Raw genomic sequence first — 23,410 nt, 5'->3', positions numbered from 1 at the left:
GAATTACATTAGCCTAGAGCTTAATTTGCATCTACCTAAAACACTAATTAATATGCTCGAGATCGAATGAGCAATTCTAATTTAAATTGTGATTTATTGAAATTGTATGGATCTGACCCAATGAAAAAGGGCCCTCCGAAGAGCGCCCTTCAAGTTCTCAAACCGAAGCAGCGTTGCGTCAGCTCAGGTTCAGCTCTTTAAAGAAGTCATTGCCTTTGTCATCGACAACGATAAAGGCAGGGAAGTCCTCAACTTCAATCTTCCAGACTGCTTCCATACCCAGCTCTTCATACTCAAGAACCTCAACGCTTTTGATGCAGTCTTGAGCAAGGCGGGCTGCAGGGCCACCGATGGAGCCCAGATAGAAGCCTCCGTGCGCCTGACAGGCACGGCGTACGCCTGCAGAACGGTTACCCTTTGCAAGCATCACCATGGAGCCGCCAGCTGCCTGGAACTGGTCCACATACGCATCCATACGGCCAGCCGTTGTTGGACCAAAGGAACCCGATGGCATCCCTTCCGGTGTCTTGGCCGGGCCTGCATAATAAACCGGGTGGTTCTTGATATAGTCAGGCAAAGGCTCACCCGCCTCTAGTCGATCACGCAATTTGGAGTGCGCAAGGTCACGCGCCACGATCAAAGGACCGGACAGAGACAAACGTGTTTTTGTCGGGTACTTGGTCAGCTCACCAAGGATCTCGCTCATTGGACGGGTGAGATCAATCTTCACAACGTCATCAGACAGGTCCGTATCGGTCACCTCTGGCATGTAGACTTCCGGATTGCGCTCAAGGTCCTCAAGGAAAATACCGTCCTTGGTGATCTTGCCAGTGGCCTGACGGTCTGCGGAGCAGGAAACACCCAGACCAATCGGAAGGGATGCGCCGTGGCGCGGTAGGCGGATCACACGCACATCGTGACAGAAGTACTTGCCGCCAAATTGCGCGCCAACACCGCTAGCTTGGGTCAGCTTATGAATTTCCGCTTCCATTTCCAGATCACGGAATGCATGACCGGCCTCAGAGCCCTCGGTTGGCAACTCGTCAAGATAACGGGCAGAGGCGAGCTTCACGGTCTTCAGGTTGAGTTCGGCGGACGTACCTCCAATAACAATCGATAGATGGTATGGAGGACAAGCCGCTGTACCCAGAGTAAGGATCTTCTCCTTCAGGAAGTCGATCATCCGATCATGTGTCAGGAGACTTGGAGTGCCCTGGAATAGGAAGGTCTTGTTGGCAGACCCACCGCCTTTTGCCATGAACAGGAACTTGTAGGCATCATCGCCTTCAGAATAAAGCTCAATCTGCGCCGGCATGTTGTTCTTGGTGTTCTTCTCCTCAAACATGGAAAGCGGTGCCAGCTGAGAGTAGCGCAGATTCTTTTTGAAGTAGGCATCCCGTGCCCCTTCACCAAGCGCAGCTTCGTCATTGCCATTGGTCCAGACCTTGCGCCCCTTCTTACCCATTACAATCGCTGTACCGGTGTCCTGACACATCGGCAAAACGCCTGCAGCGGAAATATTGGCATTCTTCATCAGGTCAAAGGCAACGAACTTGTCGTTTGCAGTGGCTTCCGGGTCGTCCAGGATCTTGCGCAGCTGCTTAAGGTGGGAAGGGCGCAGATAGTGGTTGATGTCCTTAAATGCTTCTTCGGCAAGCAAACGCAGGCCTTCTTGGTCCACTTTAAGAACCGTCTCACCGTCAAACTCAACTTCACTCACAAAATCGGAGGTCAGCTTGCGATACGGGGTTTGGTCCTTACCCAATGGAAAAAGAGAGGTGTGAACGTACTCGGGAGCAAGTGTATCAGACATCTTGGGACTCTCTGGCTATTTTGGTGTACAGCCGTACACTGTTGAATTGCTGAACGCCGTTTTATAGAGAAAAAGCCGAGGGGCAAAGCCCCTCAGCCGTCAAAAATCGTCATATCTATTAGATTACGCCGAATTGACGAGCGACCTGGTGGATAATACAGGCCTCTTGTCAGATTGGGGCGTCAGCGCGTGGCGTAAAGATCAAGCGTAACAGTAACGTTGTCGCCGACTGTGCTCTCTGGCACACCATCGCCAATATTAAAGTCACTGCGCGAAAGCTTGGCCTCACCAACAGCATGGGCTGTATCACCTTCAATGGTAAGCGTGAACGGGAGGAACACTGCGATCTTGGCACCTCTGAGTTCCAACGTACCCGCAGCTTCATAAAGGTCGCCGCCAGCAGGCACCACATTATCAACGCGGAAGACGGCGTCCGGATAGCTGGAGATATCCAGCCACTGAGCAGTGGTAATGGCACCAGCTGCCTGAGCGTCCTCAGTCTGCACGCTTCCGGTGATGATGGTTGCCTGAATTTGCGTGCTCTCAAGGTCTTGGTCATCGAACAGGATCTTCGCATCCCAGGTGCCAAATGTACCCGTAACAGTATTGCCGTTATTGATCACTTCAAACCCAAGCGTACTCCTATTGCGATCCACCTGCCATTCATCTGCGGAGGCAGTGGAAGCTGCGGCGAGCATGACAAACCCAAAAAAAACGCTGGCCTTAGAGAATAATTTGGTCATTGATCTCATAGTTTTCTCCGGATACTCAGACTAGTCCTGTAATGACAGCATGCGCTGTAAGACTTTGTTCTTGTAAATAAAGTAGTGCTTAAGAGCAGCTCCGACATGCACAAGGATAACCGCTATAAATGCATACGCAGCCCAGCCATGTACTTCTGTAAAAAACTCGGACATCTCTGCTTTTTGCCCCAAAAACTCCGGAACTGGTAGATGCGGAATTTCAAAGAGGTTAAAGAAAACTGACGGAAGGCCAAGCGGGCTTGTTGAAACCAGAAGCCATCCTGTCAGTGGCATGATCAACATCAGAGCATAAAGACTGACGTGTCCCAGATATGCGGCAATCCTTTCCCACCTAGGCGTATTATCCGGTAAATCCGGCGTAATACCCGTAATTTTCCATAGAAGACGCAGGGCAACCAACGCCAGAACAACAAAGCCAACCGACTTGTGAAGCTGGTAGAGAGTGTAGGTTGCAGGCTCGAAGATCGGCAGCGTAACCATATAAAGGCCAAAGCCCAGCATACCGATGATAAGTGCAGCTATGGTCCAGTGCAGATAAATCGTGACGTATCCATAAGCTGATCGGGTGTTTCTGATCATGGACAGCCCCTTTGATCAAGGGAAGGGACGGGCACGCCCCTTCGCCAAAGTCGATCAGGTTGTCAGAGCAATGCATGCACCTGACAGACCAGAACTATTACTGTACGGTCGCTTCAAAGCTGATGTTGATGTTCACATCATCAGACACGTAAGGAAGAGCCATGGTCATGCCGTAGTCAGAGCGCTTGATGGTTGTGGAAGCATCCAGACCAACAGCCTTCTTCTTGGCCATTGGATGCTCAGCCAGCTGGTTGACGACAACGTGCAAAACGGTTGGCTTAGTGATGTCGCGAATGGTCAGGTCACCGGTAACTTCCAGTTCGTTATCGCCAACCTTCTCAACCTTGGTGGATGTGAATGTCGCGGTTGGGAACTGTTCAGCATCGAAGAAGTCTGGGCTCTTAAGGTGATTGTCGCGTGCTTCCCAGAAGGTGTTCAGGGAGGTGACGTCAATCTCCACGTCCACTTTGGAATTGGCAGGGACCTCTTCATCAATGATCAGGGTAGGGGTCCATGCAGCGAACCGACCATCGGTGGTGGAGTAACCCAAGTGGTTGTAGTCAAACGCAAGGTTAGCGTGGGACATGTCAACGTCGTAGGCCACTGGCTCAGCCACTGCTGCCGTAGCCATGAAAGAAGCTGCAACTGCAAGCATTCCGAAGCGAACTGATTTCATCGTAATCTCCAATAAAGTTGAACTGTAAATTTCAAGCTTGGCAAACAATTGGCAGATGTGCCGAAAATTGCAATTAAACGCATTGTTCAACATAGGTGGACAATCGCGCGAAACCCAGCAATATCGCTAAATTTGGAAAACATTGCTGTAAAAATGAGTTGCTACTGTGGCAACATAATGGAGATTGCAAAACTGGCCGATACAACTGCAAAACCATAAGGGTTTTACATCACGTTTTTGTGTGTGGGTATCGGCTGGAAATAGACTTCATGGAAAGTAGGGAAGGGAGGCACAGGTCCGCGCCTCCAACGCTGCGTCATGGCTTGTAGGTAAATAGGATGCCGTTTTTGTCGCGCAGAACCTCGAATTTTTCTTTCTTCAAAGTATCGCGCAGATTTGGTAGAACGCTTTTATCATCAGCAATCAGCATATATCCACCCACGCGCAGGTGACCGAGCATGCGCTGCAAAAGCTTAACGCGCGCCGTCCTTGGAACCTCGTGGAAAAAGCGGTCAGCAATAATCGCATCAAGATCCTGAGGTGGGGTGTAGCCTAAGGCATCGGCATGCACAATTTCAATAGGCAGGTTGTCAGCTTCAACGCGCTCCTGCAACTGATCCAGCCCCACTTTGGAACTGTCCAGAGCAATCACATTGTAACCGCGCTTTGCAAGAAAGATCGCGTCACGCCCCTGTCCCGCACCCAGATCTAAAATGGTTCCGGTGTCAAAGTCCAGGTTCGAGAACAGCGTCGTAAACTGCTTGGAGGTATGGCCGAAGTAACTTTCGTCCTTGGCGTAGATTTTATCGTATTTTTGCATAAGTCTGCCTGCATGGATCTTTAGGCCAAGCATATACAGGATCGCAGAAAATGAACAAGCCCAACCAGACTATTGCTGCTTGGGCCTGCTTTCTTAGGCGAAGCTCTGCTTCATGAAAACTGTCGGTTCCCCCATATAGACCCCGTCAGTGTATTTCTTGAAGCCAACACGCTCCGCAAGACCGATGCTGGATGTGTTTTCTGGTGCAATAATGCAATGAACCTCAGGAAAGCGTCTCGACCTTTTCAACCAAGACAGGCTCAGCTCAACAGCCTCTCTCGCATAACCTTTGCCATGAAACTTGGGAGAGGTCACCCAGCCAGCCTCTGCAAATCCCTCCAGACTGGGGCTGATTTCACGTTTGAAGTCGGCAAATCCGATGTCGCCGATCAGCGCACCGCTATTTTTCTCGATCACCGCCCAATACCCAAATCCGGAAAGGCTCCAGTGACCTGCATATTTAAGGAGCCGGCCCCAGGTATCCGATCGGCTGGAAGGCTTGCCTGAAATGTAGCGAACCACCTCAGGCTCTGCCCACAACTCGCAGCATGCATCAAAGTCTGATGGTTGGTGAGCACGCATAATGATGCGCTCGCCCTCAAGTGTTGGAGCGGTTGTACAACGTTCTTCTTCTATAATCACAAAAGTAATCCCCAAAAAAAGCCGGAGAGATAAACACTCCGGCTCCCCCAATATTCAAAGTAAGCTTTAAATGCCAAGGCCACCAATGCAAGAGTATTTGATGTTGATGTAATCATCGATGCCGTACTTGGAACCTTCATTCCCCATACCGCTGTCTTTGTAGCCGCCAAACGGCGCGTACTCAGTCGTGATCACGCCTTCGTTCACGCCTACAAGGCCATATTCCAGCGCTTCCATCACACGGAAGGTCTGTCCCAGATCCTGACTATAGAAGTAGCAGGCAAGGCCATATTCGGTATCATTGGCCATCCTGATCGCGTCATCTTCACTCTCGAACTTGAAGACAGGTGCGAACGGACCAAATGTTTCTTCCTTTGCAACCTTCATGTCCGGTGTCGCATTCAAGAGCAACGTTGGCTCAAAGAAACTGCCGCCTTGCGCATCACGCTTCCCGCCACTAACGACGGTGCCGCCTTTCTCTACGGCATCGGTGATCAGCTCTTCCACTTTGGCAACTGCATGCTCATCAATCAGTGGACCCTGATTAACATCGGGCTCAAGACCGTCACCAACACGAAGCTGCTCGTCAATTGCCGCCTTCAGCTTTGCGGAAAACTCCTCATAAATACCAGCCTGAGCGTAGATGCGGTTCGCACACACACAGGTCTGCCCAGAGTTCCTGAACTTGGACGCAATTGCTCCTTCAACCGCCTTATCAATATCAGCCGAGTCAAACACGATAAACGGCGCATTCCCGCCAAGCTCCATGGAGACCTTCTTCATGTTGGCCAAAGCTTTGGAGGCAAGCTGTTTGCCGACCGGTGTCGAACCAGTGAAGGTGATCTTACGAACTTTCTCGTTTTCACACATTTCATCGGCAATTTGCGCAGCAGAACCGGTGATAATGTTGATCACGCCTACTGGGATGCCTGCTTTCTCGGCAAGTTCACCAAGGATCAAAGCAGAATAAGGTGTCTGGCTTGCTGGCTTGGCAACAACCGTACAGCCGGACCCCAGCGCAGCTGCCAGCTTGCGTCCCAGCATGGAGCTTGGGAAGTTCCACGGCGTAATGGCACCAACAACACCCAAAGGCTCTTTGGTCACCATGATACGGCGGTCCTTCCACGGGGAAGGGATCACGTCGCCATAAACTCGCTTGCCTTCTTCAGCAAAGAAGCGAATGTAGTTGGCCGTAATTGCCACTTCGCCCATGGACTCAGCCAGAGGCTTGCCCATTTCGATGGTCAGCAACCGGGCAAGGTCATGCTGGTTTTCACTAATCAGATCTGCCCAGGCCAGCATCAAATTGCAGCGCTCTACAGCTGTCATCTTGGACCAGATTTTAAACGCAGCGTGAGCAGCACTAATCGCTTCTGCTGTCTCAGGCCGCCCGAACCGGGGGACGCGTCCGATGATGGCTCCGGTGGCCGGGTTGTTCACCGAGATCGAATTACTCTCGTCTCCGCTGACCCACTTTCCTCCTATGAGGCAGGCTTCACGAAGGAGCGGAATATCTTTGGTTGGTGAGACTGTGGAAGTCATGAGTATCTCCTGATGAAGTAAAATCCCGCGAGGCAATGGGGAGAGATTGGGAAGCAAGACGTGAGAATGGCGTTATCTAATCTACACATATAAGTGGCAGATCCGGGAATAACACCTGTTTCCGATAGGATTTGCAAAGATTGAGCCATTCTGCAATGCAATTTGAACGTTCGATTAATTGTCTCTTTCTCAACCGTTCGCGATGAGAACAAAAACTGGCGCAGTTATAAGCCTTTACGGGAGCTCCCGCACAGATGTGGAGACCGGAAAAATCTGGAATGATGTCATTCCGGTAAACGCGCACGAACTCCAATTCCTGTCGAAAAAGCGGATCCCTGAGCCCCCCAAATATTGCGCCCATAAATATCGCCGACAATTAGCATCACATAGCAATTGTGCCGACCTGTAAAATATGTCAGGAGCGACCTGCTGAAAAACAACTCGAATTGCGAAGGATACCCCCATGTCAGACACGGTCAATCTCTCCTTAGAAGAAGCACGTAAACTCACCATCGATGCCTTGTCTGCAAACAAAACCGATCCCGCAAATGCACAGATTGTTGCTCAGGCGCTGGTAAATGCGGAAGCTGATGGTCAGGCAGGGCACGGCCTGTCCAGAATTCCGTCCTACACCGCGCAAACCAGATCTGGGAAAGTGGACGGTTTTGCCAAACCGGAAGCGCGGTGCATCACACCGGTTGTTCAACGTGTCGATGCCAAATTTGGGTTTGCCTATCCTGCAATTGAAGTTGCTATGCCGTTCCTGAAGGAGGCCTCCGGGCAAAACGGACTGGCCCTCAGTGCAATCTGCCATTCCCACCATTTCGGGCAGGCTGGTGCCCATTGCGAACGGCTGGCACGGGAAGGAAAGATCGCTCTGGTCTTTGGCAATGCCCCAAAGGCCATTGCTGCATTTGGCGGCAAGAACCCCATGTTCGGCACCAACCCAATCGCCTTTGCAGCGCCCAATGGAGACGCTGATCCGCTTGTGATTGATCTGGCTCTTTCTCGTGTTGCCCGCGGAAAGATCATGGCCGCACAGCGTGCTGGCAAATCCATTCCGGAAGGTTGGTCGTTGGATAAAGAAGGACAACCGACTACAGACGCGGATGCAGCTCTTGAGGGAACCATGATCCCGATTGGCGAGGCGAAAGGCGCCGCTCTGGCAATGATGATCGAGATCCTTGCCGCAGGCCTGTGCGGCTCGGCTTTCGGATTTGAAGCCTCAAGCCTGTTCTCCGGGGAGGGCGATGCCCCTGATCTCGGTCAGGTTATTCTCGCAATCGATGCCAATCTGGTCTCTGGTGGAGGCTTTTCTGAGCGGATGCATACCTTGGTTAGCGCCATTGAATCGGAGCAGGGCGCACGCCTGCCGGGAACATCCCGCCTAATAGCGCGCGCCAAAGCAAAACAGTCTGGCATCAATCTGCCTCGTCCAATCTATCAGGAAGCGATGCGGCTGGCTGGGCTGCCGGTTTAATCGTACTCACGCTCGTAATAAAAACCGGCTTTGGCATCCCCGTCAGAGCCGGCTTGTCCGCGAAGCTTCAAGAACTTGGTCACATCAATATCAACGGCCGCTGAGTTGTCACCGGTCGTTGCCTCTTGCGTGACGCCCAGATATACCCTCTCACTTACATAACCACCGACAGCTAGTTCCGGGTTTCCGGCGGCATCAAAGTTGATGTCAATGTCGCTAACACCCAAAAGATTGCGCAGGGTGCCCAACGGTCCCTCAATACCGGTTCCGCCTGTGAGCGTCGAAATCGCGCTGGCAAGGTTTGCCAACTGAAATGGTGAAAGGTCATCGACAGACTCCCCAAATAACAGCTGTGAGAGCACTTCGTCACTCGGCAAACTTGGCACAGAGGTGAAGTCGACCGATGGCATATCGGCAGGTCCACTCACCAAAACAGTTATTTCCGTAGTGCCAGAGGTTGTCGTTGCTGCAAAATCAAGCCGGGGGACGAGCGGTCCGCTGAATGTTACATTGCCGCGACTGAGCGTTAGCCGTTTTGAGAGAATGTCAATCCGCCCGCGCACCAGTGAAAAGGCGCCAACGGTCCTGACATCGCTGAGTGTGCCACCAATATTCAAAGAGCCACCAGCCTCTGCATTAACGCCCCGTCCGCGTATGAAGATTTTGCCATCAGCTTCCACATCCACATTCAGATTGGCCATCATAAGAGCGCTTGGTTGCTCGTTCTCTTGTTCCGTATCTCGCCCTTCATCCTGAGCTAGGATTTCGGCTTGCTCAAGCACAGGTTTAGGTGCGTTCAGATGGCGCACAATCACTGGATTGATGCTGGAGTTAAACGAACTCGGTATCTCGATATCAGCCTGATTGATGGTTACATTGCCTTCAATGGAAGGTGGTGACCCAGCATCTGCAAGAGACCCCTGCAAACGAAGGTCTGCATCAATCAACGCGCTGATAAATGTCCCGTCAATATAGCGCCCGCCGTCGATAGTCAGCTCTATCTGAGCAGGCAGACCTGCGCCCAGACCCAGTGTGCCATTAAGGTTCAATGTGCCGTTGTTACTGAACTTAGCTTCCAATGCATCAATCACGATCTCCTGACGCGTGATCCGAATAGCCCCGGCATAATCAGTGAGGGTCATACCTGTCGAGAACTGGGTGGTCACCAGATCGACTGGACGAATCTCAATGGCAACTTGTGGATCTCTAAGTGGACCAGAAACGGTTCCATCGAGACTGAACCCACCGCTACCACCCAGATTCTGCTCAATCAGTTTGGCGCCCACCACTTCCAGTGGAATAGTACCGGTTGTCGTCAAGGACAACTCCTGAGCTCCAGTCAGATTGATGGTTCCCGAACTCTGGACATTCAGGCCCGATCCGTTGCTCACAATTGTCTGCTGGTCAATCTGGTTTGCGGCAAAGGAGCCCGAGTTTTCAATCTGAATCGGGAGAATGCGATTATCGGCAAGCGGTTTTGCCGAAAAGCCATCAAGAACAATCTGCCAGTTGGCCTGAGGCGCCTCTTTTGTTCCGGACACGCGCGCAGATCCATTCAGCGTTCCCGCCAGGTCAAGATCAGAGACAAAAGCATTTGCAAGCGAAAGTGGCAGCTGCATCATTTCCGCACTGATATCCAGTTCACCAGTGTTGCTCCCGGTAACCCGCAGTGTACCATTGCCCAGTGCCAGTTCAAAAGGAGTGACAGAAGTTCGGTCTTCAAGCAAAGAGATCGTAGCTGGCTGCCTCAGATTTGTCTGTATGCCTTTGTAGATGCCCTCTAGAGTGCTCAGTGTCAGAACGACGCCATCCGGAACGGCTTGCACCATCCCTGTACTTTGTATCTTGTCGTTATTCTCAGCAAAGTCAGCTTCAATAGAAAACCCCGTAGCCACGGCATTGGCTGTGTTGCCCTCAACCGGCGTGGCATTCATGGTCAAAGATCGCAGGTTCATACCTTCAATCTCAACACCATCAAGAGTGATATTCGCGTTAGCCGCTGGCCGCATGAAGGGCTTGTCGATCCAGCCTTCAGCAACAAATGAGCTAATGGAACTTTGCTCAAAACGCAGCCCGTCTGCAGTCAGATCAAACTTGATCCGCGCATCCCCGCCATCCTGCTGAATGTCAAGGTGCCCCTGAGCAGAGCCGTCGATCTCTGTCAAAACCAAGGGTGAGAGCGTACTCAGATCATTGGCCTCAATGGTGAACTGCCCGACAAGACCTTCCGGAAGCTGCGCAATCTCAGGGATCTGGGCATGACCGGTGAGCGAGTTCCCGCCAAACTCAAAATCCAGTGTGGGGATCGATAGCTTATCGGCCTCGCTAACCAGCTTGAACTTGCCGATAAGCGCTTGACCTTCAAACATGCCAGAAAGATCAATATCCGCATTAGGAGTGGTTTCAGAAAGCGTTCCGTCAGCCGAAAGCTGCAACTGCTCCAATGGCGTGCCATCCATCTCAACGCGGTCAGCCCGCACCTTCAACGTTACATCCGGGGCAGAGACATCACCGGAGACCGTGCCACTGGCATTTAACGCACCAACCACTCGGGGATCCAGTAGATCCAGCCGCTCGACCTGCGCGGTAAGAGCCCCGTCCACCTGACGATCCTGCAACGTGCCATGAGCTTCAATCTGTCCAAAGGTGTTATCGAAAGTGAGCCTGTCCAGATGACCTGTTGAGGAAAGAAGGTCAGATGTATCCACCGTCGCCGAAAGTTTCGCTGAGAACTGGCTCAATGAACCAAGGACTCGATCAACACTCTCATTTTGCAGGCTCACGCGATTGCTGGACCCAGATAGGTCGATCTCACCAGACATTTGATCAAAATCTGCAAGGAGCGAGAAACTGGTCTCAACAGAACCACTAAGTTCGTACCCGACTAAGGCAGACAGAACGCTCAGGTCTGACAAGGAAAGTTCACCCTTTGCGCGCCCGTTTTCAGGCGAGATTTCAATCATATCAAAGTGTGCTCTCGCCCCGTCACTTTCCAGATGAAGCTCAGAAAAGTCTAGTTCCTTCCGGATTGGGAAGGCTGTCCCTTGAAGGGAGAGAGTTGCAGTATCGATGCGCTGATCTTCAGCAGAGGAAGGTATGTCAATCCCACTCACCCGAAGGTTAACCTCCATCGGGACAGACATGTCCTGATCCGAAAATTGCGCGCCTTCACCCCTTGCTGAAAGGTTTATGTCATCCACATCGACGTCGTGCGTCTCCACTTGGCTGAACTGCGCAGATAAATCCCAGTCCAGGTTCTCGAGAGGGCCGGAGGCTGAAGCATTGATCGTCAGCGCACCAAGTTGAACAATTTGAGTGCCGCCCCGCAGAACAAGTGGCTCGCTGTTGTTTGCAACCGTCTGAATCTGTGCCTTTGCGTCTAGAACCTTACCGTCAACAGCGTAGGTGTTTTCCAGCTGGGCGGTGATCGCTCCCGTTGAAAGCCTCGCATTAGCTGTGAGCGGGACATAGTTCTCATTGAGCGAAGCACTTGCAAACCATAGGGTTTGTCCAGAAAAGAGGCTCGTAACCGAGGCAGGGAGAAACTGGTCCAGCTCACCTGACAGACGGGTGGTCAGAAACTTCTGTGCTCCGGATTGTGAAAGAGTAACATCGCCATCAATCGCCCGGACATCATTCAGGTCAACCTGTAGTGAGGAAGACCAGTTTGAGAGTGGTCCGCCACCTTCCATCTGCAGTGTAAAACTGGGGGCGTCCTCAAGCTCAAGAAGATTTGCCACAAGTCCATTGGCCGCTTCAGAGACCATGGCCCGGAAATTGACCACACCATCCGTTGGATCAAAATCCACCTCAAGATTTGCCGATCCTTGAACCGCGCCAGACCGAGTGACGTTGAGGGCACCTGAAATTGTGTCGGGCGAACTTGAATAACTTGCTGTTCCGGTGACAGAAAACTGCGCAGGCATCCCTGCAAGTGAAGCGGGCAGCGCCACTTCTTCGATGTTCAGTTGTTGCAGCTGGATTGAACTGAAAGGAAGCGCAAGTCCCGTTGCACTGGTATCGTCTGGCTCTGGACTTTCAGCTGATGCGGGCAAGCGGCTAAGACCAACTCGCTGCGCTGATAACTCCTGGACATTAAGCGACCTGGTTATGAGCGCAAGTGGTGACCACCGAACAGCTGCATCATGAATCTCGAGCCAGGAGCCACCCTGATCAGACAGATAAATGCCTTTCGCAAGCAAATTGCCTGAAACAGTAAGACGGGGCTGTTCGATTGTAACATCTGGCAGAAGTGAGCTAAGTGTTGTCCCAAGTAGCTGGCGACCTTGATTAAAGCTACTGGCCACAACCAGCCCCGCATAGATCACCAGCACCAGCACAAGAAGAAGGGCCAGTACCTTGCCAAGGATCGTAGTGATGCGTCGAACCAGTTGCATTCGCTCGATAATCTTTCTCTGCGTATCGGCGGCTCATGAAGGCCGCACAAATTAGAAGGCCTGACTTAAACCAATATAGAGCGCCAAGGGCGGGTCATTTCGCTTAGGCTGAAGTGGTACACCTACATCCAGTCGCAATGGGCCAACAGGTGTGAAATAGCGCACTCCACCGCCAACACCCACACTGAGAGGCAAATCGAAGTTGGGGAACTGCGTTAGATACGCAGCGCCTGCATCGATAAAGCCGACAAGACCAATGTTTTCGGTAATTCTTGTCCTGACTTCGCCGTTGAGCAAGAAGAAACTGCGCCCGCCTGTAACTTCGTCATCGATGCGTGGGCCAACATTCTTATAAGCATAGCCACGAATGGTTCCGCCGCCGCCCAGGAAAAAACGCCGTGCAGCAGGCACAGCCGGTACAGATGGAGCGATGATGGCGCCCGCAGACACACGGCCTGCCAACACGACACGATCATCACCAGCAATAGGGTAGTAACTGGCAATGGAACCACGGGAGTACAGGTTCTCGGTGTTCCCAAGAGCATCATAGGCCGGTTCGAAAAACAGCCTTGCCCACACGCCGTTGGTCGGGTTCAAAGTGTCTTCACGACTGTCGTATGTCATGTCAGCCGGTATTCCGAGGAGGAAGTAATCGTTGCGGCCAAACACATCCCGCTCATTGGCAAAATAGACTTCTGCGCCGATCCTCGCTTCCAGATTTTTGGTAAACTCCCGCGAAAGGTAGGCATCATAGGAAAGGGAGGTACTACGAAAGTTGTCCGGATTCTCCTGAACGGCCGCAACGCTGGTCGTAAACGCGGTTAAAGGACCAATGACCCCCGGCTTTTCGAAGGAGAGGCGTGCAGCATACTCGATCTGCTCATTGTCGACTGCATTCAGCTGACCAACTGAACCCGTGAGAGAAAGTCGTTCTGCTTTGCCAAAAAGATTGCGATGTCGCCAATACCCATCAACACCGATACCCTCGTTGCTGGAGTAATTGGCGCCGAAACCAAAAACCTTCTTCGGTCTCTCAGCCACGATGATCGTAATCGGCAACTCACCGTTCGGGTCGATCTCACCCGCAGGTTCAAAGCGAATACTGGAGAAAACTTCCAAATCGCGCAGTCTTTTTTGCGCCCGTGAAATAACTTTTGCATCCCACTGCTCGCCGCGCGGAAGGTTTGCATAGGTGCGAACAAAGTCCGGATCCATTTCTTCCGTGCCTGTCACAGAAACAGGCCCGAAAAGCGCATAGGCGCCGCTGACAATATCTAGTTTGACTTTAAGGGTCTGGCTGGCGTGATTAGCTAACAATTGCCTGTTGCTAACCCGCGCAAATGGGTAGCCGTTGTCCTTTAGAAAATCGACAGCATTACTCTCCGCGTCCAGCACTTTAGCTGATAGCGCGGGTTCCCCTTCTATGAGACCAAGTTTCTCCGCGGTCGGTAGGTCAAGCCCATTGTTCGTCGCCGGGCCCTCATAGGTTACGTCCGCCGCGCCAAAAGTAAACTGGGGCCCTTGGGTGATCTCTACTGTGATAGGAATAGGACGTTCGGTGATTTTTTCAGGATGCACAATAACCTGATTGAGGGGCATACCTTCTACGGCGATCTGAACCAAAGCACCGTAATAGCCATCTTCATATAGCTTGCCGATCAGGCGCTGAAAGTCCTGCGTTGCGCGGGCAAGTGTGCCACTGGCTCCCGAGGGGAGATCATCGATATCTTGCACCAGAAGGCTTACGGATTGCAGCTCTTTCTCGATCTTGCTCGGACGCTTGTCATCTTCACCCACAACATGGAAATCAACGCGATAAGGTGTGGGATCTGGTACACCGGCAAGAGTATCCTCTGTATCCTCGGATTTTTCACCCCAAAGGTGATAGCCAAACAGCTCGAATGCATGAACTTTGGAGACAGTGGCAACCGAGAAAAACAGGCACACGAGCAAGGCAAGAGCGCGCGGAACCTTCACAGTCCACGGGCACCCAGAGGCAACGTAGTCTTGTTTACATTTCTGCTTGTGAAGCAACTGAAAATGGCTCCCACAATCCTCAAAAACGCGGTCGGTTCTCGGCGAAGAGAGCTCCTGGGATTAGCCCTGAGAGAATCTGCCCACGTCATACTTAAAATTCGCATGACTTGCACGCCAAAAGCAAACCGCAATTATCACCTCTACGGTGACATCACCCAAAAACTTGTTATGGAGTGCGGGAGGCGGAAAAAACCCGGCAAAAGAAATCGTTACCGGGCCTTTATCAACTATATTTCCTGATCAGGACGGCCTACGCAAGTATAGGAGAAGCCATATTTGGCAACCTCATCTTTACCGTAGATATTGCGTAGATCCACAAGGACAGGGGCAGCCATATCTTTCTTCAGACGGCCAAAATCGAGTGCGCGGAATGCATTCCATTCTGTAATGATCACTAGAGCATGCGCATCCTTTGCAATCTCATAGGCGTCACTGCCAAATGTAACATGCTCCGTGAGTTGCGCAGCCGAGTCCATACCTTCCGGGTCGTAGGCGTGGATTTCAGCCCCTTTATCTTGAAGAGCCTGGATAATGGAAAGGGCAGGGCTGTCGCGCATGTCGTCCGTGTTTGGCTTGAAGGTTAAACCCAACACCGCGATTTTTTTACCGCGCACGTCGCCACCAACAGCTTCCGCAACTTTCTTGGACATGGAGCGTTTGCGTTGATCATTGATGGAACAAGTGGTCTCGATCAGGCGGACCGGGCTGGAATGGTCTTGAGCGGTCTTAACAAGGGCAAGAGTGTCCTTCGGGAAACAGGAACCACCATAACCCGGGCCTGCATTGAGGAACTTCGCACCAATACGGTTATCAAGTCCGATACCGCGTGCAACATCCTGAACATCCGCACCAACAGCTTCACTGAGATCGGCAAGCTCATTGATGAAGGTGATCTTCATGGCCAAAAAAGCATTTCCGGCATATTTGATGAGTTCAGAGGTACGACGGCTGGTGAATACGAGTGGAGCACGGTTGAGATACAAAGGACGATAGACTTCTGTCATCACCGACTTCGCCCGCTCATCGGTCAAGCCTACAACGATACGATCGGGACGTTTGAAGTCATTGATCGCCGCTCCTTCTCGCAAAAACTCAGGGTTTGAAACAACCTCGAAGTCTGCGTCAGGATTGGTTTCACGAATAATACGTTCCACTTCATCCCCGGTGCCTACCGGAACCGTTGATTTAGTGACAACAACTGTGAAACCATCAAGCGAAGCAGCAATCTCTTTTGCGGCGGCATACACATAGCTCAAGTCAGCATGCCCGTCGCCTCGGCGAGAAGGGGTACCAACAGCAATGAAAACAACATCAGCCGTGCGAACAGCATCAGACAGCTCAGTTGTGAAACTTAAACGGCCCGCTTTTACATTGCTGGCCACCAGCTCTTCCAGCCCCGGCTCGTAAATTGGGATCTGGCCGCCCTTGAGTTTCTCAATCTTGTCTTCTGCTTTATCAACGCAGATGACGTCGTGTCCAAAGTCAGCAAAACACGTGCCTGAAACCAATCCAACGTAGCCGCTGCCTATTACCGTGATTAACATTGTGTCTCCTGCACGAGCCGATTTCTTTTGGATGTGCAAATAGGTTTATTTGGGTCGAAACGCAATAGTACATAACCTGAGATGAAACTCATCCAAAAGTTAAATATGTCCACCTGTTAGCTGCAGATCTGATCCTAAGAAGAGAAGCAGTTTGCGCGCATATTGGAACCCGAGTGCGATCAGTATTAGAGAGTATTGCAATCTTAATTATCTAAAGTTCTAGGAGAATTAATTCAATTTTGAAGTAGGTAAATGATGCCTACTAAGAATTGATTGGTTAACGGAGCATATTCCATAAATCCACATCGGAACTACAATTGCATTCGTACGTAATAATACGCGATGTTTTCTCCGATTTAAGACCTTTTTTCGATTCTACTCCTTGCAGCGTCATGAGCAAACTTAAAACTGCAAATAGTTTATCCCAAGGAATTTTCGCGCTTAACGCGAACTTATTTGTGGTGAATATGTGGCAAAAATATGCCCTTAAAATATCACGGTATGAAAAATCGAGGTATTGAAAATAGAGTTTCGCATCTCGCAGAATTCGAAAAATGGCAGTTTTTAGCACCCGTAATTTGCATTAAATTAAAATTCAAAGTAAAATTTATTTTTATTTTCTATTATAATTACTATAGTTTGTCTTATGCTTTTACTTGGTCTGGACTGTAAAAAAACTTTATGAGAAATTGACAGGAAGCGTTTCTCTGATTTACCAGCAGTGTATTCATTTTGGAATGAATAGGTTGGGGTGATGTATTTAATTGTTGATGAACAACGGCTTGTGACCGATGGGTATGCATCAGGATTTGAGCGAGAAGGTATTTCGACAAGTGGCTTTAGCCCGGATGATTTTCGGGATTGGTTAAATACTGCGCCTGAGACTGAATTTGAGGCCGTCGAGGCAATTTTGATCGGCGAGATTGGAGAGAGGGAAAACTTCCCGCAGATCATACGCCGCAGGTGCACTCAAAAGCCGGTATTGGTTCTCAATAGCAGCCCGGCTCTTGAGCAGACGCTGAAACTTTTTGCTGCTGGCGTAGATGATGTTGTTCGAAAGCCAGTACATCCGCAAGAAATACTTGCGCGTGTAAACGCAATTAAGCGGAGAACAACAAACCAGAGCATCAATGTCGAGCTTGGTGGTTTAACTGTGTTTTTCGATGGGAGGGATCCCGAAATAAACGGGAAGACATTGGCGCTGCCGCGCAGAGAGCGTCGTATTCTTGAGTATCTTGCACAAAACAATGGCCGACGTCTTACAAAGACTCAGATCTACAACTTCGTCTACGGTATATTTGAGAGCGAAGTTGACGAGAATGTCATTGAAAGCCACATAAGTAAGCTGAGGAAAAAGCTGCGTAGTCAAATGGGGTACGACCCCATCGATTCAAAACGCTACCTTGGCTACATTATCAATTCGCTGTAACAACAAAAAAGGCTGCTTATGCAGCCTTTTTTGTTGTTTGACGCTCTCCGGCCCCACCTCACAAAAGCTGTGCAAGTTCAGCGAAGGCGTCCTGACTTGAAGGTGCGTCCAACCCCTGGACAAGCGCATTGTATACCTTGGGGGAAATCTCGATAGCCTGATCAAGGAACGGATCGACGCCTTCCTTATATCCGCCCATAGTGCGCAGGTCCTTGGTATCCTCAAATTTCGCGATCATCGCCTTAAGCTTCATAATGAGATCACGCTCCTGAGGCGACCAGCAACTCTGTGCAAGGCGCGAGATCGAGCCCAACACGTTCACAGCAGGATAACGACCTTCCTCGGCAATATGCCGGTCCAGAACCACGTGGCCGTCCAGAAGACCTCGGATATTGTCAGCAACCGGATCGTTATGGTCATCGCCGTCAACCAGCACCGAGAAGATGGCAGTCATCATGCCGCTACCTTCAACGCCGGGACCAGCACGCTCCAGCAGCAGAGGAAGTTCAGAAAAAACGCTTGGAGGATAGCCACGCGAAAGGGCTGGTTCTCCCGCTGCTAGTGCAACATCGCGCAGGGCGTGAGCGTATCGTGTAACGCTATCAACGACCAGCAACACGGATTGTCCCTGATCTCGGAAGTGTTCCGCCACCGTCATCGCTGTCTTGGGTGCAAGTCGACGCATCATCGGGCTTTCATCGCCAGTCGCGACCACCACCACGGACTTGGAGAGTTGATCACCAAGTGTCTCTTCCACAAATTCTCGTACCTCGCGGCCGCGCTCACCAATCAGACCAATCACAACTGTATCGAAAGAGTTACTTCGTGCGATCATGGAGAGCAGCGTTGATTTTCCAACACCAGAGCCCGCGAAAATACCAAGGCGCTGCCCATGGCAGATCGGGGTAAAGAGATCAAGAACCCGGACCCCGGTCAAAGCAGTATCTTTGACACGGGCACGATGCACGGGGGGAGGGGGAAGTCTGTCGAAAGAGGCAGCCGCGGGCCCTTCTGCCATAGGTCCAAGGTTGTCGATAGGGTGCCCAAAAGCGTTGATGATCCGACCGCGCCAGGAATTGTCGGGATAAAAACTCAGCTCCCCACAGCGCTTAACCTTGATGCCAAGTCCAACGTCTGATCTGGAGGCATAAGGCTTCACAAGCACGCTATTGGGCTCAATGCGGATGACCTCCGCGAATTCTTCGCCGTTGTTGCTCTTGTAGGAGACCTGGTCGCCCAGATTGACGCCGCCGGAAAGCCCCTTAACGCGAAGGTGGTTAGGAGTGACCTCGCAGAGGGTTCCGCTGATCTCAATATTCCACGAACTGGTTGGAATTTGGGTGGTAAGTTCTTGAATGCGCTCAAGGGCGGTCATAAACAACCTTTTGAAGTATTAGCTGTGTGCAATTGTCTTGCGATGCCGCTCTTGTAACTGCTTGAGAAGGTCCTCAGACAGTAGGTTTCGTGCATCCAGAGAGAGCTTCTCAACGTTTGGCAAGGTTGCGGTGTCATCGTCAGCCTCAGTCACCTCATTGCGCTCGCTGTGACTAGACAGAGCTTCGAGAAACATGTCTTCTTGCCCCATGGAGATCCCTTGATGAGATGCAACATTTCCAAACAGCGGTGGGATATCTCCAGATTGCACCGGCAGGATTGGTATGCCTCGTTGTAAAGAAGAGGCCATATCCGCTGCAGGCTCTGGCAAGTGGGGTGCCGGGCTGATCTTTCGCTCAATAATGTTCACTGCTGTTGAGCTTTCAGTCTGTGCCTTTTCCGCATCCAGCACACCAGAGATCTTCATCTCTGCAAGGTTACCGGCAACAAGTCCGGCCATTCCCAAGGGCCCGCCAACCATCCCGTACAAAGAACTCCCTGCCACACGGGAGCGAACGGAAGCTTCATCACCTGTGATTGCGCGGTAGAGTGTATTGACACCGGGGATGTGCTGCAGCGGGTTCACGATATCCAGCAGCTCCCCGAGGCTAAACGGCTCAGCGGTAGAGGTCTTTGCGTTGCTGGACGCACCGTGGGTACGGTTCTGTTCAGAGCCACCAGAAATTGATTGAACTGGATTGACTGCCATCAGCTCTCTCCGAGCTTACGAATTGTCTGCTGGCGAATGCTCTCCACGCTCTGCATCATCGAGTTTGTGCTTTCAAATGCGCGCGTGATGGTAATGAGCTTGGTGATTTCCGAGATTGGATTGATATTGGATCCCTCAACAAATCCCTGAACAAAGCCGTTCTCTGCAAAATCCTGCACCGGTTCTGCCAATGCATCAGGTATGACCGCTGAATTGCCTGCCCGGCTTAGTTTTGCATCTTCAGGAATGGAGAAGAGGCCGAGAACCCCAACTTGGCGATCTTCCTGATAGATTGAGCCGTCCTTGGCAATCTCTGGTGCACCACCTAGTGGGTCGAGGATTATGGGAGCATTGCCACTGTCGAGGATTGGGTTGCCTTCGATACTTCTGAGAATACCGTCGGTTCCGATCTGGAAGCGACCATCACGAGTATAGGCTACGCCATTTCCGGTTTGCACCCCCAGCCAGCCCTTGCCTTCAATCGCTACATCAAGCGAGTTGCCGGTTTGTTTGACGGCTCCTGCTTCTCTTGAGATGTAGGTTTCTCCAGTCGATGCAAAGGACACCGGATCTTGCCCCGGGCGTTTTACAAGACTGTCGAACTTGACCTCATCCGCGCGATAACCCGCAGTTTCCATATTGGCTACATTTCGTGCAACGGTATCAAGTCTGCGTTCCAGCGCCATCTGCCCGGAAAGGGAGACGTAAAGAGAAGATACAATCATGTTTATGCTCCAGGTCCGAACGACTTGTTGGTGAAGGTTTGTTGCTCAAAACGGAGTGCTCGGCAGGTGACCAGATGATCCATGGCTGAGTATCTCGCGGAGGTACTCAGGCTATGGTGGACATAGCGTACTGCACTGTTGTGTCGATCATAACAAACTTGTCTACACTCAAATACGACAAGAGAATGCTTCAGATGGCTTGTCTGAACCTGTAGCTGGATATGTGGCGATCTGAATTTCTTCACGCCAGTTTCGGACAAGTAAGCCTCGCTACCACAAACTAGGAAAAGTGCTTGTCCAATAAGTGTGTGGAGCGCAAATTGAATATTCTAGTCGGTCTGGTGATCGTTATTGGATCCATCATTGGTGGTTATGTTGCTATGGGTGGCTATATGAAGGTGCTGTGGCAACCTTTTGAGCTGCTGATTGTTGGGGGCGCTGCCTTTGGTACGTTCGTGGTGGCAAACACCTTCAAAACGATTAAGGATACCGGACGTGGTATTCAGGAGGCGTTGCTGAACGCAAAGCCTACAAAGCGTGACCATCTGGATACGCTTAGTGTGCTTTATGGGCTTATGAGAACCCTTCGTGCAAAAGGGCGTAACGACGTTGAGCAAATTATTGACAGGCCGGAAGAGGCTGAATTGTTTCAGCGTTTTCCGCGGGTTCTTGCCAATGTCTCACTGACAAGTTTCATCTGCGATTACTTCCGTCTCATTATCATTGGAAATGTTCGCCCTCATGAGATTGAGGCGCTGATGGATGAAGAGCTGCACACGCTTGGTCGTGAAGAGATGAAGCCTTATCAGGCTTTGAGTATTGTGGCTGAAACTCTGCCCGCTCTTGGCATTGTCGCTGCTGTGCTTGGTATTATTAAGGCTATGGGAGCGATTGATCAGGAGCCGGAGATACTTGGTAACCTGATTGGTGCTGCACTCGTTGGTACATTCCTTGGAATTTTCTTGTCCTACGGCATTGTTAGCCCAATTGCGGTCAAGATCAAGGCCGTCCGCGAACAGCGCTACCGTCTCTATATCGAGGTGAAGCAAACGCTGCTTGCCTTTATGAATGGCGCAGCGCCGCAGATTGCTCTGGAGCATGGTCGCAAAACCATCGGTGCAGATGATCGTCCGACAATTGATGAAGTTGAGGTGGAAACAATGACTGCTGGTCCTGCTGTGGCCGCTGCTGCCGCGGAAGGTGAGGCGTAATGGATCCGCAAGAAATGGAAATGAGCGAAGAGATGATTGCCGCTCAGGGTGCCAAGATGGATCTTCCTTCTCGCCTGCTGGACGCGGCGGGTCTTGGTGTTGATCGTCTCCCCATGCTGCACGTGGTCTTTGACCGGATGGCGCGTCAGTACATTGATACGCTCCGCCAGATGGCTGCAACTGCGCCGTATCTGGCTGTAGAGTCAGTCTCCAACGAGCGCATCGGTGATGCACTTGAGCAGTATGAGGATCGCGCTGTTGTTGCTGTTCTTCATGCGCAGGAGTGGGACGCGCGTATCTTGCTCGGTTTTGACCGTGCCTTCATCTTCTCCATGGTTGAGGTTCTTCTCGGTGGCGATGGTGAGGAAGAAGCGTTCTTGGAAGATCGCGCCTTGACCAACGTAGAGCAGCGGCTCGCCTATCGAATGTTTCAGGAAGCAGCGACGGCGCTGGAGACCGCGTTTGAGGCTATCGCCGATACGTCGCTGAAAGTCGAGCGCCTCGAAAACCGAATGGAATTTGCGCAGACCGGGCGGAAAAGTAATCCGTGCGTACTTGCGAAGATGACAGCGGAGATCATTGGTCGTGAAGGTGAGATATTCATCATCATTCCTCAGTCGGTGCTCAATCCACTGCGCGAGAACCTGACACAGGTGCTTTCCGGCGAAGTTGCAGGTCGCGATACCCGTTGGACGAAACAGTTCCAGCAGGAAGTTCAGCGCACCGAAGTCCAGCTTACCGCCATTCTCGAAGAGCAGCGCATGACGCTGGAAGAAGTGGCGCAGTTCGAGGTTGGGCTTGTTCTTGAATTGAATGCCACACCAAAGACTGCCGTCCAGCTCGAATGCAACGGCCAGCCCTTGTTTAACTGCCGTCTCGGTCAGGTCGCAGGGTCGTACACCGTCCGCGTAGAAGAGTTGATCGAGCAGGAAGGGGAACTTCTGGATGATATCTTATCTAATTGACGGGTTTTTACTCTTCGCTCTTCTGATTACCACCTGGCGTGTGGTTGTCATGTATCGGCAGCTGCAAAAGTTGTCTGGCTATCATGAGGACTATCAAAGGATCTTCGATCAAACCTCCGAAGCGATGGACAATGTTGGTTTGTCCTTGCAGGAAATCCGCGTACGCGGAGAGGAAATTCTCACTAGCCTTGGTCAGCGGATTGATGAAGCCCGTGAAACCACGGTCGATATCTCAGGTGTAATCCTACAGGCGCAAACAGAAATGAAGGCGCTTCAGGAGCATATCGAATGGCTGAGCAAAAAGAGCGATGAAGTCGGAATCAGTTTGAGCGATGCGCCGCCAAGGCCTGGCGGAGACCGTGGACGCCGTTCTGGTGGAGCGTTGAAATCTGGTGGTCGGTCAAAGAAGAAGACCACAACAGCTGGTTTGTCCAATGCAGCTGCATTGCTGCTTGCGACCGGGGTTGCCAAGCCACCTGTGTCAGACAGCGAGGAAGGCACCGCAGTCTCTGCAATCGATAATCAGAATGTCAGAGTTAGAAAAGTTTCTTTCGGCCAGAGCGCCACATTCAGATCTGTAAATGTAAAGGACGAGGAAAGTCCTGAGAAGGAGAATGATCCGCAATGAGCAGCTCAAATGAAATGAGTGACGAAGCCCTCGCATTACAATGGGAAGCAGCTGCTTCTGAGGCTGAGATGGATA

The 23,410-nt window shown here is 51.3% G+C and carries 18 protein-coding genes; 5 read left to right on the top strand and 13 right to left on the bottom strand.

All coding sequences use genetic code 11. The features are described 5' to 3' along the window. Positions 1-178: 178 nt before the first annotated feature. The 7 genes from IE076_RS01615 to IE076_RS01585 form a co-directional block, all read right to left on the bottom strand. Positions 179-1,813 (bottom strand): fumarate hydratase, encoded by a 1,635-nt coding sequence (locus IE076_RS01615; protein ID WP_189434764.1) that lies wholly within the window; start codon positions 1,811-1,813, stop codon positions 179-181. 182 nt (positions 1,814-1,995) lie between these two features. After that, entirely contained in the window at positions 1,996-2,565 is a 570-nt protein-coding gene (locus IE076_RS01610) for a YceI family protein (RefSeq protein ID WP_189434763.1), read from the bottom strand. Positions 2,566-2,586: 21 nt separating this feature from the next. Next, positions 2,587-3,156, bottom strand: coding sequence for a cytochrome b (locus tag IE076_RS01605; RefSeq protein WP_189434761.1), 570 nt, complete (start codon positions 3,154-3,156; stop codon positions 2,587-2,589). A gap of 97 nt (positions 3,157-3,253) precedes the next feature. Continuing rightward, on the bottom strand, positions 3,254-3,832 hold the full coding sequence (locus IE076_RS01600; RefSeq protein ID WP_189434760.1) for a YceI family protein: 579 nt from the start codon (positions 3,830-3,832) through the stop codon (positions 3,254-3,256). A gap of 316 nt (positions 3,833-4,148) precedes the next feature. Further along, the gene (locus tag IE076_RS01595; RefSeq protein ID WP_189434758.1) at positions 4,149-4,652 is read right to left on the bottom strand and encodes a class I SAM-dependent methyltransferase; all 504 of its coding nucleotides are present in this window, start codon (positions 4,650-4,652) and stop codon (positions 4,149-4,151) included. Between the two features lie 93 nt (positions 4,653-4,745). After that, positions 4,746-5,294: a GNAT family N-acetyltransferase gene (locus tag IE076_RS01590; protein ID WP_189434756.1), complete on the bottom strand. Its 549-nt coding sequence runs from the start codon at positions 5,292-5,294 to the stop codon at positions 4,746-4,748. Between the two features lie 66 nt (positions 5,295-5,360). Further along, on the bottom strand, positions 5,361-6,836 hold the full coding sequence (locus IE076_RS01585; protein WP_189434754.1) for an NAD-dependent succinate-semialdehyde dehydrogenase: 1,476 nt from the start codon (positions 6,834-6,836) through the stop codon (positions 5,361-5,363). 463 nt (positions 6,837-7,299) lie between these two features. Between IE076_RS01585 and IE076_RS01580 the strand changes: the two genes are divergently transcribed. Further along, positions 7,300-8,316: an Ldh family oxidoreductase gene (locus IE076_RS01580; RefSeq protein WP_189434752.1), complete on the top strand. Its 1,017-nt coding sequence runs from the start codon at positions 7,300-7,302 to the stop codon at positions 8,314-8,316. Here IE076_RS01580 and IE076_RS01575 read toward each other — a convergent pair. From IE076_RS01575 to IE076_RS01565, 3 genes are all read right to left on the bottom strand, one after another. Continuing rightward, positions 8,313-12,713 carry a translocation/assembly module TamB domain-containing protein gene (locus IE076_RS01575; RefSeq protein WP_189434750.1) on the bottom strand — a complete coding sequence of 1,467 codons (4,401 nt, stop codon included), beginning with the start codon at positions 12,711-12,713 and terminating at the stop codon, positions 8,313-8,315. The genes IE076_RS01580 and IE076_RS01575 overlap by 4 nt on opposite strands. 51 nt (positions 12,714-12,764) lie before the next feature. Beyond that, positions 12,765-14,690 (bottom strand): autotransporter assembly complex protein TamA, encoded by a 1,926-nt coding sequence (locus tag IE076_RS01570; protein ID WP_209008750.1) that lies wholly within the window; start codon positions 14,688-14,690, stop codon positions 12,765-12,767. A gap of 287 nt (positions 14,691-14,977) precedes the next feature. Further along, on the bottom strand, positions 14,978-16,294 hold the full coding sequence (locus IE076_RS01565) for a UDP-glucose dehydrogenase family protein (protein WP_189434748.1): 1,317 nt from the start codon (positions 16,292-16,294) through the stop codon (positions 14,978-14,980). 754 nt (positions 16,295-17,048) lie between these two features. On the opposite strand from IE076_RS01565, the gene IE076_RS01560 reads away from it, so the two are divergent. Next, entirely contained in the window at positions 17,049-17,723 is a 675-nt protein-coding gene (locus IE076_RS01560; protein ID WP_189434747.1) for a response regulator transcription factor, read from the top strand. A gap of 58 nt (positions 17,724-17,781) precedes the next feature. On the opposite strand, the gene fliI is transcribed toward IE076_RS01560, so the two are convergent. Genes fliI through flgF form a run of 3 tightly spaced genes read right to left on the bottom strand, consistent with a single transcriptional unit; the run spans position 17,782 to position 20,531 of the window. Beyond that, positions 17,782-19,098 (bottom strand): flagellar protein export ATPase FliI, encoded by a 1,317-nt coding sequence (gene fliI, locus IE076_RS01555; protein ID WP_189434745.1) that lies wholly within the window; start codon positions 19,096-19,098, stop codon positions 17,782-17,784. An 18-nt stretch (positions 19,099-19,116) separates the two neighbouring features. Continuing rightward, positions 19,117-19,806, bottom strand: coding sequence for a hypothetical protein (locus IE076_RS01550; RefSeq protein ID WP_189434743.1), 690 nt, complete (start codon positions 19,804-19,806; stop codon positions 19,117-19,119). Continuing rightward, positions 19,806-20,531, bottom strand: coding sequence for a flagellar basal-body rod protein FlgF (gene flgF / locus IE076_RS01545; RefSeq protein WP_189434741.1), 726 nt, complete (start codon positions 20,529-20,531; stop codon positions 19,806-19,808). Before flgF ends, IE076_RS01550 begins: the two co-directional genes overlap by 1 nt. Positions 20,532-20,851: 320 nt before the next feature. On the opposite strand from flgF, the gene motA reads away from it, so the two are divergent. Genes motA through IE076_RS01530 form a run of 3 tightly spaced genes read left to right on the top strand, consistent with a single transcriptional unit; the run spans position 20,852 to position 23,335 of the window. After that, entirely contained in the window at positions 20,852-21,742 is an 891-nt protein-coding gene (motA, locus tag IE076_RS01540; RefSeq protein WP_189434740.1) for a flagellar motor stator protein MotA, read from the top strand. Then, positions 21,742-22,707, top strand: coding sequence for a flagellar motor switch protein FliM (locus IE076_RS01535; RefSeq protein WP_189434738.1), 966 nt, complete (start codon positions 21,742-21,744; stop codon positions 22,705-22,707). Before motA ends, IE076_RS01535 begins: the two co-directional genes overlap by 1 nt. Beyond that, on the top strand, positions 22,688-23,335 hold the full coding sequence (locus IE076_RS01530; protein ID WP_189434736.1) for a hypothetical protein: 648 nt from the start codon (positions 22,688-22,690) through the stop codon (positions 23,333-23,335). Before IE076_RS01535 ends, IE076_RS01530 begins: the two co-directional genes overlap by 20 nt. Positions 23,336-23,410 lie beyond the last annotated feature (75 nt).

Origin of the sequence: Pseudovibrio japonicus, from assembly GCF_014651595.1 — a bacterium.
In the GTDB taxonomy this organism is placed as follows: domain Bacteria; phylum Pseudomonadota; class Alphaproteobacteria; order Rhizobiales; family Stappiaceae; genus Pseudovibrio; species Pseudovibrio japonicus.
The sequence above is the reverse complement of the archived record's forward strand: the minus strand, read 5'-3'. Positions and strand labels throughout refer to the sequence as shown.

Coding starts and splice junctions, on each gene's coding strand:
- IE076_RS01615 (WP_189434764.1), bottom strand. CDS start 1,813: ATGTCTGATACACTTGCTCCCGAGTACGTTCACACCTCTCTTTTTCCA.
- IE076_RS01610 (WP_189434763.1), bottom strand. CDS start 2,565: ATGAGATCAATGACCAAATTATTCTCTAAGGCCAGCGTTTTTTTTGGG.
- IE076_RS01605 (WP_189434761.1), bottom strand. CDS start 3,156: ATGATCAGAAACACCCGATCAGCTTATGGATACGTCACGATTTATCTG.
- IE076_RS01600 (WP_189434760.1), bottom strand. CDS start 3,832: ATGAAATCAGTTCGCTTCGGAATGCTTGCAGTTGCAGCTTCTTTCATG.
- IE076_RS01595 (WP_189434758.1), bottom strand. CDS start 4,652: ATGCAAAAATACGATAAAATCTACGCCAAGGACGAAAGTTACTTCGGC.
- IE076_RS01585 (WP_189434754.1), bottom strand. CDS start 6,836: ATGACTTCCACAGTCTCACCAACCAAAGATATTCCGCTCCTTCGTGAA.
- IE076_RS01580 (WP_189434752.1), top strand. CDS start 7,300: ATGTCAGACACGGTCAATCTCTCCTTAGAAGAAGCACGTAAACTCACC.
- IE076_RS01575 (WP_189434750.1), bottom strand. CDS start 12,713: ATGCAACTGGTTCGACGCATCACTACGATCCTTGGCAAGGTACTGGCC.
- IE076_RS01565 (WP_189434748.1), bottom strand. CDS start 16,294: ATGTTAATCACGGTAATAGGCAGCGGCTACGTTGGATTGGTTTCAGGC.
- IE076_RS01560 (WP_189434747.1), top strand. CDS start 17,049: ATGTATTTAATTGTTGATGAACAACGGCTTGTGACCGATGGGTATGCA.
- fliI (WP_189434745.1), bottom strand. CDS start 19,098: ATGACCGCCCTTGAGCGCATTCAAGAACTTACCACCCAAATTCCAACC.
- IE076_RS01550 (WP_189434743.1), bottom strand. CDS start 19,806: ATGGCAGTCAATCCAGTTCAATCAATTTCTGGTGGCTCTGAACAGAAC.
- flgF (WP_189434741.1), bottom strand. CDS start 20,531: ATGATTGTATCTTCTCTTTACGTCTCCCTTTCCGGGCAGATGGCGCTG.
- IE076_RS01535 (WP_189434738.1), top strand. CDS start 21,742: ATGGATCCGCAAGAAATGGAAATGAGCGAAGAGATGATTGCCGCTCAG.
- IE076_RS01530 (WP_189434736.1), top strand. CDS start 22,688: ATGATATCTTATCTAATTGACGGGTTTTTACTCTTCGCTCTTCTGATT.